Annotated in this window: 5 protein-coding genes; all 5 read right to left on the bottom strand. The window is 74.3% G+C overall.

Annotated features, from left to right (window positions below):
- On the bottom strand, positions 1-1,105 hold a 1,105-nt coding region (locus tag ABZY11_RS24990; protein ID WP_356481273.1), incomplete at its 3' end, for an MFS transporter.
- A 6-nt stretch (positions 1,106-1,111) separates the two neighbouring features.
- Positions 1,112-1,903, bottom strand: coding sequence for an ABC transporter permease (locus ABZY11_RS24985; protein ID WP_356481272.1), 792 nt, complete (start codon positions 1,901-1,903; stop codon positions 1,112-1,114).
- A 28-nt stretch (positions 1,904-1,931) separates the two neighbouring features.
- Entirely contained in the window at positions 1,932-5,096 is a 3,165-nt protein-coding gene (locus ABZY11_RS24980) for an amino acid adenylation domain-containing protein (RefSeq protein ID WP_356481271.1), read from the bottom strand.
- Positions 5,093-8,416 (bottom strand): amino acid adenylation domain-containing protein, encoded by a 3,324-nt coding sequence (locus tag ABZY11_RS24975; RefSeq protein WP_356481270.1) that lies wholly within the window; start codon positions 8,414-8,416, stop codon positions 5,093-5,095. The genes ABZY11_RS24980 and ABZY11_RS24975 overlap by 4 nt, the downstream gene beginning before the upstream one ends.
- Entirely contained in the window at positions 8,413-9,717 is a 1,305-nt protein-coding gene (locus ABZY11_RS24970) for a cytochrome P450 (RefSeq protein ID WP_356481269.1), read from the bottom strand. Before ABZY11_RS24970 ends, ABZY11_RS24975 begins: the two co-directional genes overlap by 4 nt.
- Positions 9,718-9,749: the final 32 nt, after the last annotated feature.

The raw sequence follows: 9,749 nt of genomic DNA, 5'->3' as shown, positions 1-9,749 counted from the left end.
CGAGCACGTACGACAGGGGCGCGGCGAGCGCGCCCGCCGCCATCACGACCCCCATCACCATGCCGAGCGCTTCCGGCCGGGGTCCGCTGAACAGGACGCCCAGGGTGGCCGCCGACGCGGCCGCGGCGGTCAGCGCCATCACGACGGTGAGCCCGGCCGCGACCGGCAGGTTCGGGGCGACGGCGAGCCCGGCCATGGCGGCGGCGGTGAGCACGCAGGCCAGGATCAGGCCCGCGCCGCTGCCCCGGAGCGACCGGGCGAACGACGGGGCGAGCGCGGCGGTGACGGTGCCGAGGCCGACGGCCCCGACGAGCACGCCGAACCCCGTCACCCCCCAGTCCCGGTGGTCGGCGAGCAGCAGCGTGCCGACGTTGAAGGCACCGGGGCAGCCCAGTTCGACGAGGACGGTGCAGATCAGCGCCGCCCGCACGCCGGGCAGGGCGAGGGCCTCGCCGAGCTTCGGGGAGTCCGGTCCGGGCGGCCCGGCCATGCCGGGCATGCCGCCCATCGGCTGCATGGCGCCGGATGGTGCGCCGGAGTCGGCGGGCAGCGGTCGCAGCAGCGCGAACACCGCCGCGGAGACCACGAACACCGCCGCGTTGACGATCAGCGCGGTGGACAGGCCGAGCAGTGCGCTCAGGCCCGCGAGCGGTCCGCCGAGGACGACCGTCGTCCGGAACAGCGTGGTGCGCAGGGCCTGCATCCGCTGCTGGTCGGCGGGGCCCGCGACGAGGGCGGGCAGGCCCCCGGTCGCCGGTTCGGTGACGGCCTCGACGAGACCGAAGGCCACGCTCGCCACGAGCAGCGTCACGAAGGCCGGCCGGCCGCCCGCCAGTGCCGCGGCGGCGCCCAGCGCCAGCACGGCCCGGACGAGCTCGCCGCCGGCCGACAGCCGCAGCGGTGCGAACCGGGCCGCCAGGCCCGCGGTGAGGCCGGTCATCATCGCGATCCGGGGCAGCGTCCCGAGGGCCAGGACCACTGCGGCGGACAGCGGACCGGAGACCCGCAGCACCGACCAGGCCAGGGCGACCTGGAAGATCTGGACGCCCAGCAGTGAGGCCAGGGTGGCCGCGGACCAGCGGCCGACCGGGGAGAACACCCTCATGTCAGCTCACCGCCCGACCACGGAGTGGTAGCGGCGGACGGCCAGCGGGATCACGGGGATCAGCAGCACCACGGGCAGCAGCGTCGCCACCAGGATCGGGTGCTCGACCGGGAAGGCGCCGGTGACGACCGGGTTCGGGTTGCCCCACAGTTCGCGACAGGCCACGACCACCGAGCTGAACGGGTTCCACTCGCAGACGGTCTGGAGCCAGCCGGGCAGGTTGTCGATCGGGAAGAAGGCGGGCGACAGGAACAGCATCGGCATGACGATCATCGAACCGATGCCGGAGGACTGGGGGTTGCGGCCGGAGACCGTGCCCAGGATGCCCAGCCAGATGAACAGGTAGCCGAACAGCAGCATCAGGCCGATCCCGGCCATGCCCCGCAGCAGGCCCTCGTGCATCCGCCAGCCGATCAGCAGCCCGACCCCGGCGATCACCAGCCAGCCCACGAACATCATCAGCAGTTCGGCGACGGACCGGGCGAGGACGGCGGCGGACCTGGCGATCGGCAGCGACTGGAAGCGGTCGACCAGGCCGTTGCGCAGGTCCTCCTTGAGGCCGTTCTGGGCGTTGGACATGCCCAGCATGGCGACCTGGGCGAAGACCCCGGCCATCATGAAGTCCTTGTAGCTGCCGTCCCCGGGCACCTCGATCGCGCTGCCGATCAGCAGTCCGTTGAGCAGCACCAGGATCAGCGGGGTGATCACCACGGGAACGACCCGCTCCGGACCGCGCTTGAGGTGCCGCATCTGTCGGCCGACCAGCAGCCGGGTGTCCATCAGCATGTCAGCACTCATTGACTCGCCCTTTCGGTACGCGATTGGCTCATGGGTTCCGTCCTTCGGAGGAGCCGCCCGCGAGCAGTTCCTCCACGCTCCTGGCCGGGTCCGCCGCGGCGGCCGTGAGCAGCTCGCGCACCTGCCCGGCGATACCCGCCAGCACGTCCTGGCCGCCCCGGTACTCCAGGGCCAGGAAGAGCTGTTCGTCGGCCCGGAAGGACAGCCGCAGGGTGTGCGGGGTGACTTCGTGGGTGTGCACGCCCACGATCCGGGCCGCGCCCTCGGCCGGCATGGCGGCCGCCCCCAGCGCCTCGGACGCCGGGCGGTTGACCGGGTAGTTCTGCGCGGCGACGGTGACGTCGAACAACTCCGGCAGGTCCACGGCCTGTTCGATGTCGGTGAGGCTGAGGTGCTGGTGCGGGATGAGGGCACCCTGCTCGGCCTGGAGCCGGCCGAGCACCTCGGTGAGCGGCTGTTCCGGGCTCCAGCGGACCCGGACGGGCAGCAGATTGGCGTAGCTGCCGATCGCGTGCTCGATGCCGGGCACCTCGGGGGCGCGCCCCGACACGGTGTAGCCGAACACGATGTCCCGGCGGCCGGTCAGTCGGCCCAGCACGATGCCCCAGGTGCCCAGGACCAGGGTGTTGAGGGTCAGACCGCTCTCCCGGGCGCGTTCGCCGAGGGCACGGGTCACATCGGCGGGAATCAGCACCAGGTCCTGGACGTGCGGCCCGTCCTCGCGGTGTGCGGCGTCGGCCTCCCGTACCAGGGTGGGGGCCGTCAGCCCGTCCAGCGCGGCACGCCAGGCGGCCTGCGCGGCCGGGCGGTCCCGTCCGGCCAGCCATTCGGTGTACGGGCCCGCGGACACCGCCTCCGGCATCCCGGAGTCGTCGCCCCGGTGCTGGTAGAGCACCCACAGGTCGTCCAGGAAGACCGGGAAGGACCAGCCGTCCATCTGGAGCTGGCTGAAGCCGATCAGCAGCCGGTGGCGCCGCTCCCCGAACCGGATGAGCGTGAACCGCACCAGCGGGGACTGCGCCACGTCGAACGGCCGGTCCGCTTCCGCGGCGGCCAGCTTCTCGAACACGCCGGTCTGCTGCTCCTCGGCCAGCCCGCTCAAGTCGTGTTCGGTCCAGGGGAGTTCGATCTCGCCCGGCACCACCTGGAGGGGCCGGCGCAGCCCGTCGTGGGCGAAGGCGGCGGCCGTCTCCGGGTAGCGGCGCAGCAGGGCCTCGGCGGCCAGCCGCATGGTGCCCGCGTCGAGTTCGCCCTCGAACTCCAGCCAGAACTGCCAGCAGTCCTGCAGGACGCGGCCGGTCCCGGTCTCGCGCCGGGCGCTCGCCAGCAGCGAGTGCTGCATGGGCGTGACCGGCAGGACCGCGGTGTGGCCGGGCCATCCGGCGGCGACCTTCGCCAGCTCCTCGGCGGGCGGCGCGAACGCCGCGCCCGCGGTGCGGCCGGCCGACTCCGCGCGCCCGGCGAGCTGTTCGGGGCTGCCGTACCGGAACACGTCCTGGACGGTCAGCTCCACCCCCTGGGTCCGGGCCCGCTGCACCAGGGTGAAGGCGGTGATGCTGTCGCCGCCCAGGGCGAAGAAGTTGCTGTCGGCGCCCGCCTCGGGCAGTCCGAGCACCTCGGCGAAGAGCGCGCACAGCCGCTCCTCGCCGGGGGTGCGGGGCGGGGCGCCCCCGGCCGCCACCGCGGCGAGGTCCGGGGCGGGCAGCGCCGCCCGGTCCACCTTGCCGTTCGGCGTCAGCGGTAGGGAGTCGAGCTCCACGAAGACGGCCGGGACCATGTGGGCGGGCAGCCCGGCGGACAGGTGCCTGCGCAGCTCGGCCGAGTCGGTGCTGCCGTGCGCGGGCACCACGTAGCCGACCAGCCGCCGGACTCCGGGCCGGTCCTCGCGCGCCTCGACCACGCCGTGGGCGACGGACGGATGCGCCGAGAGGACCGATTCGATCTCGCCGAGTTCGATCCGGAAGCCGCGCACCTTGACCTGGTGGTCGGCGCGCCCGAGGAATTCCAGCTCTCCGTCGGGGCGGTGGCGCACCAGATCCCCGGTGCGGTACATCCGCTCGCCGGGCCTGCCGGACGGATGGGCGACGAAGCGCCCGGCGGTGAGCGCCGGGCGGCCCAGGTAGCCGCGGGCGAGCGCGGGTCCGGCGAGATGGAGTTCGCCCGCCGTGCCCGTGGGGACGGGGTTCAACTCCGCGTCCAGCACCAGGAGTTCGGTGTTGGTGATGGCGGCGCCGAGCGGCGGGGCGCCGAGGTCGGTGCGGTAGAACGGTTCGGTCATCGTGGCGCAGACCGTGGACTCGGTGGGGCCGTAGGCGTTGATCATCCGCCGGCCCGGCGCCCAGCGGGCCACCAGTGCGGCGGAGCAGGCCTCGCCCGCCGTGATCAGGGTGGCGCCCGCGAGGGCGCCGGTGTCGGACGGTGTCGCGGCGAGCACCGCGGGCGGCAGGGTCGCATGGGTGACCCGCCGTTCGGTGAGCAGCGCGGCGAGCGGCTCGCCGGGGGCGAGGCGTTCCTCGGGTGCCACCACGAGCGCCGCGCCTGACAGCAGCGCCATGCACAGCTCCCAGAAGGCGGCGTCGAAGCTGGGCGAGGCGAATTGCAGCACCCGGCTGCCGGGACCGACCCCGAGCGCGGCGAGCTGCGTGGTCAGCAGGCTGGCCACGCCCATGTGGGAGACGACGACGCCCTTGGGCCGGCCGGTGGAGCCCGAGGTGTAGATGAGATAGGCGGGGCAGGGCAGGTGCAGCGGTGCGAGCCGGTCCGCGTTCGTCGGGTCGTGCGGTGACTGCTCCGCGAGCCCGGCCGCGGTCCGCGGGTCGTCCAGCACCAGCTGCGCCGGTCCGGGCAGCCGTCCGGCGACGGCCGCCGAGGTCAGCACCAGCGCGGGCCGCGCGTCGGCGAGCATGTACGCGATCCGGTCGGCGGGGTAGTCCGGGTCGACCGGCAGATAGGCGGCGCCCGACTTGACCACGGCGAGCAGGGCGACGACCAGGTCCGTGCCGCGCGGCAGGGCGACGGCGACGAAGGTCTCCGGTCCGGCGCCCCGGGAGATCAGCAGCCGGGCCAGCCGGTTGGCCCGGCTGTTCAGCTCCGCGTACGAGAGGACACCGTCCTCCCCCACCACGGCGGCGCCCTGCGGATCGGCCGCCACGCGCAGCTGGAACAACTCGGGTACGCACAGGGGCGGGATCATCGTTCGCTGCCTCCGGTAGCGGCGGTCATCGTGTCGGCGACGGACCTTTCGAGGCCGTCGGCGAACGCGGTGAGCACCTGGAGGAACTGCTCCTGGATCCGGTCCACCCGGCCGGGCTCGAACGCCTCGGTCCAGTACTGGGCGAGGATGCCCAGCTGCGGTCCCGGAGCCACCGCGAAGCGGAGCGGCACGCGGGCGGCGTCGTGCGCCTCCATGCCGAGGATCTGCACCATTTGAGGCGGCATGGCGGGCGCGCCGGGACCACCCGGTCCGCCGGGCCCGCCGGGTCCGCCCGGCATCGGGGGCGGCGGTGGCGGGGGCGCCGCGGCGGTGGTCGTCGGCTGGCTCTCGAACACCACGAGGGTGTCGAACAGCGCGTCCGTCCCGGCGATGTCCGCGAGTTCGGCCAGGCTGATGTGCTGATGCGCGATCAGGCCCGCCTGTCCCCGCTGGAGCCGGGTGAGCACGTCGAGCACCGGCTCCGCGCCGTCCCAGCCGAGCCGTACCGGCAGGTTGTTCATGAACATTCCGGCCGCCAGGTCGATGCCCGGCAGTTCGGCGGGCCGGCCCGCCACGGTCACGCCGAAGACCTGCTCGTCGCGGTCGGTGAGCCGGCCGAGGAGCAGCGCCCAGGCGCCCGTCACCAGGGTGTTCAGGGTCAGGTCGTGGGCGCGAGCGCGGGCGACGAGTGCGCCGGTGACGTCCTCGGGCAGCCGGGAGGTGGTCTCCGCCACGGTGACCCGGCCGGTGCCCGGCGCGGTGGCGGCGAGCGGCGCCGGAGCGGGCAGCCCCTCCAGTACGACGCGCCAGGCGTCCTCGGTCGCGGCGGTGTCCCGGCCGGCCAGCCAGCTCGCGTACGCGCGCTGCGGCGGTTCCGGTGCGACGGGCGGCAGCATCACCCCGTCGCCGCCGGTCATGTACGTCATCCACAGCTCGCCCATGACCAGGGGCAGCGACCAGCCGTCCAGCAGCATCGGGGCCAGGGTCAGCACGAACCGCCAGCTGTCCGGGGCGAGCCGGATCGCGGTGCACCGCACCAGCGGCGGCCGGGTCAGGTCGAAGGGCGTGTCGTGGTCCTGGCGCAGCAGCCGGTCCAGCTCCCGCTGCTGCTCGTCCCCGTCCGTCGCGGAGAGGTCGAACTCATGGAGCACGGGCTCGGCTTCACCGACCACGAGCTGGACGGGGCGCCCGTCCGGGCCGGTGCGGAAGACGGCGCGCAGCGCGGGGTGGCGGCGCAGGAGCACGGCGAGCGTCCGGCGCATCACCTCGGGGTCGAATCCCCCGGCGAGCGGGAAGCTGAACTGGTCGGTGTACGGGCCCGGTCCCCGGCCGGCCGAAGCCCGGCGGACCATGGCGTCCTGGAGCGGTGAGACGGCCAGGATCTCGGTGCCGCCCGGCAGTCCGTCGGCGATTCCGGCAGGGTCGCCGGTGCCGGGCACGGACGGTGCCTGGACGCCGTGGTCCCCGGTGGGCACCGGTACGGCGAGCGCGGCCAGCCCCGCCGGGGTGGGCGAGGTGAAGACGTCCTTGGTGCCGAACCCGATCCCGGCCAGGCGGGCCTGCTTGACCAGGGTGAACGCCCCGACGCTGTCGCCGCCCGCGGCGAAGAAGCTGGTGTCGGCGCCGATCCCGGGCTCACCGAGCACCTCGGCGAACAGCTCGCACAGCCGCTGCTCGCGCGCGCCGTGTGCCGCCCGGCCGGCCGCCGGGGCGGCGGTGTCCGGTGCGGGCAGCGCCCTGCGGTCGAGCTTGCCGTTCGGTGTGAGCGGCAGCGCCGGAAGGGTGACGAAGGCGGCGGGCACCATGTACTCCGGCAGCCGGGCGGCCAGCGCCGCGCGCAGCGCATCGGTGTCCACCGGCGCGCCGGTACCGTCGGCGGGCACCACATGGGCCACCAGCCGCTTGCCGCCCGGCCGTTCCTCGTGCACGGAGACGGCCGCGGCGGCGATGCCGGGCAGGCCGGTGAGCGCGGCCTCGACCTCGCCGAGCTCGATCCGGAAGCCGCGCACCTTGACCTGGTCGTCGGTCCGCGCGATGAAGTCCAGCTGCCCGTCGTCCCTGCGCCGCACCAGGTCCCCGGTGCGGTACATGCGCGCTCCGGGGGCGAACGGGCTCGCCACGAACCGTCCCGCGGTGAGGGCGGGCCGGGCGTGGTAGCCGCGGGCCAGCAGTTCGCCGCCGATGTAGAGCTCCCCCACCGTGCCGGTGGGGACGGGGGCCAGGGTGTCGTCGAGCACGTACAGCCGGGTGTTCCAGATGGGGCGGCCGATGGTCACCACGCCGGCCGGGACGGTGTCGCCCGGCTCGATGCGGTACTCCATGCAGCCGATGGTCGTCTCGGTCGGCCCGTACTCGTTGACGACCGTGGCGCCGGGTCTGCGGGCGCGCCACTCGTCCAGCGCCTCGCCGAGCAGGGCCTCGCCTCCCAGCACCAGCTGCCCGGTGGGCGAGTAGGTGTCGGGCAGGGCCGCGAGCAGGGCGAGATGGGTCGGGGTGGCCTTGACGAAGGTGGCCTCGGGCAGCTCCCCGGCGTCGGGGGCGGTGCCCTCGTGCAGTTCGACCAGGTGCGCGCAGCCGCCCGCGGTGAGCGGCGCGTACAGCCCGGTGGCCGTCAGGTCGAAGGCGACGGGCGAGTGCACCAGGGCGCGTCCGGAGACCGCGCCGTACGCCTGCCGGGCCCACGCCAGGTACACGTTGAGCGACCGGTGTTCGACGACGACGCCCTTGGGGCGGCCGGTCGACCCGGAGGTGTGGATGACGAAGACCGGGTGGGCGGGGCGCAGCGGGGCGGTCCGCTCGGCGTCGGTGAGGTCGGCGGCCGGGTACCCGGTCAGCTCCGTCACGGTCGCGGGGTCGTCGAGCACGAGGTGCGGGGCGGCGGCACCGGGCAGCGCGCCGACGGTCGCCGTGTCGGTGAGGACCGCCACGGGGGCCACGTCGGCGAGCATGCCGGCGAGCCGTTCGGCGGGGTGGCCGGGGTCCAGCGGCAGGTAGGCGGCACCTGCCTTGACCACGGCCAGCAGGGCGACGACGAGTTCCACGGACTTCGGCAGGGCGACGGCGACGAACCGCTCGGGCCCCGCTCCCCGCCCGACGAGGAGCCGGGCCAGCCGGTTGGCGCGGGCGCCGAGCTCCGCGTAGGAGAGCTCGGCGGAGCCGTGCGCCACCGCGGGCGCGTCCGGGGTGCGGGCGGCCTGGGCCTCGAAGAGTTCGGTGAGCGTGGCCTCGGCCACCTTGTGGTCGGTGTCGTTCCACTCGACGAGCAGCCGGTGGAGCTCGTCGGGGGTGAGGGCCCCGGGCCCTTCGGCGGGCGCGGTCATGCGGTCTTCCCCGGCCTGCGGGGCGTACCCAGGTCGACGGGGAGCGAGACCAGGCCGCGGGCGACCGGGTTGGACTTCCAGCGGACCCCGTCGGGGCCGGTCGCGTGCCGCAGCTCGGGGAAGCGGTCGAAGATCCGGCCGAAGACCGTCTGGCCCTCGATCCGGGCGACCATCCCGCCGACGCAGTAGTGCGGGCCGTGCCCGAAGGCCAGGTGGCCGGCGGTGTTGCGGGTGATGTCGAAGCGCTCCGGGTCGGGGTAGCGCTGCGGGTCGCGGTTGGCGGAGGCCCGGGACAGGATGACGATCTGGTGGCGGTCCACCTCGACGTCGCCGAAGCGGATCGGCTCGGCGGTGTACTGCGGCGTGACGATGTCGGTCGGCGGGTAGTAGCGCAGGACCTCCTCGACCGCGTTCGGCAGCAGCGACGGGTCGGCGGTGAGCTGCTTCAGCTGGTCGGGGTTGCTCAGCAGGGCGTGGACGCCGTTGCCGAGGAGGTCGACGGTGGTCTCGTGACCGGCGACCACGAACAGCATGGCCTGGGCGATCACCTCGTCCTCGTCGAGGAAGTCACCGGCGTCCAGGGCCTGGACGAACGAGGTGAACGCGTCGTCGGCCGGGTTCGCCCGCTTCTCGCCGATGAGGGCGCGCAGCCGCTCGACGGCCACGACCGCGCCGGCCGCGTAGTCGCCGGTGGCGCCCTGGTCCCGGGAGGCGTCGGTGCCGTAGCCGAACAGTTCGTGGTCCTCGGCCGGCACCCCGAGCAGTTCGCAGACGACGGCGAGCGGCAGCTTCCAGGCGAATTCCCGTACCAGGTCGACGGGTCCGTCCCCGGCCCGCTCGGCGAGCTCGTCCAGCAGCCCGTCGGCGAGGGTCTCGATGCGGGGGCGCATGCCCTCGATGCGCTTCTTGGTGAAGAAGCGCGCCAGCACCGAGCGCAGCCGGGGGTGGTCCGGCGCGTCCAGCAGCGTCAGGTTGCGGCCGAGCAGCCGCGCCACGTCGCCGCCGATCGCGGGCGGTTCGGGTATGCCGAGTTCGGCCATGAACGCGGTCAGGTCGTGGCGCAGCCGGGAGTCGGCCTGGCCCGCGTGGACGTCCTCGTAGCGAGTGACGAGCCAGGCGTGGCCGGGCGGGCCGGGCCAGGTGATGCCGCGGACCGGGTCGTTCTCGCGGAGCCAGGCATAGGTGGGGTACGGGTTCTGGAAGAACTCCGGGTCCCATACGCCCGGACCGCTGCCGCCGATGGGCTGTCCGGGAGCCGCCGGGGCCGCAGGCCGGCCTTCGAACGGGGGAGTTTCGGACATGACTCGGGTGCCTCCTCAATCAGGAATGTGTC

Source organism: Streptomyces sp. NPDC006510 (genome assembly GCF_040611955.1).
Lineage (GTDB): Bacteria > Actinomycetota > Actinomycetes > Streptomycetales > Streptomycetaceae > Streptomyces.
Note: the sequence above shows the minus strand (reverse complement) of the source record. Positions and strands in the feature narration are given on the sequence as shown.

Excerpts from the sequence above, each read along its gene's own strand:
- ABZY11_RS24970 (WP_356481269.1), bottom strand. The coding sequence starts at position 9,717 with ATGTCCGAAACTCCCCCGTTCGAAGGCCGGCCTGCGGCCCCGGCGGCT.
- ABZY11_RS24975 (WP_356481270.1), bottom strand. The coding sequence starts at position 8,416 with ATGACCGCGCCCGCCGAAGGGCCCGGGGCCCTCACCCCCGACGAGCTC.
- ABZY11_RS24980 (WP_356481271.1), bottom strand. The coding sequence starts at position 5,096 with ATGATCCCGCCCCTGTGCGTACCCGAGTTGTTCCAGCTGCGCGTGGCG.
- ABZY11_RS24985 (WP_356481272.1), bottom strand. The coding sequence starts at position 1,903 with ATGAGTGCTGACATGCTGATGGACACCCGGCTGCTGGTCGGCCGACAG.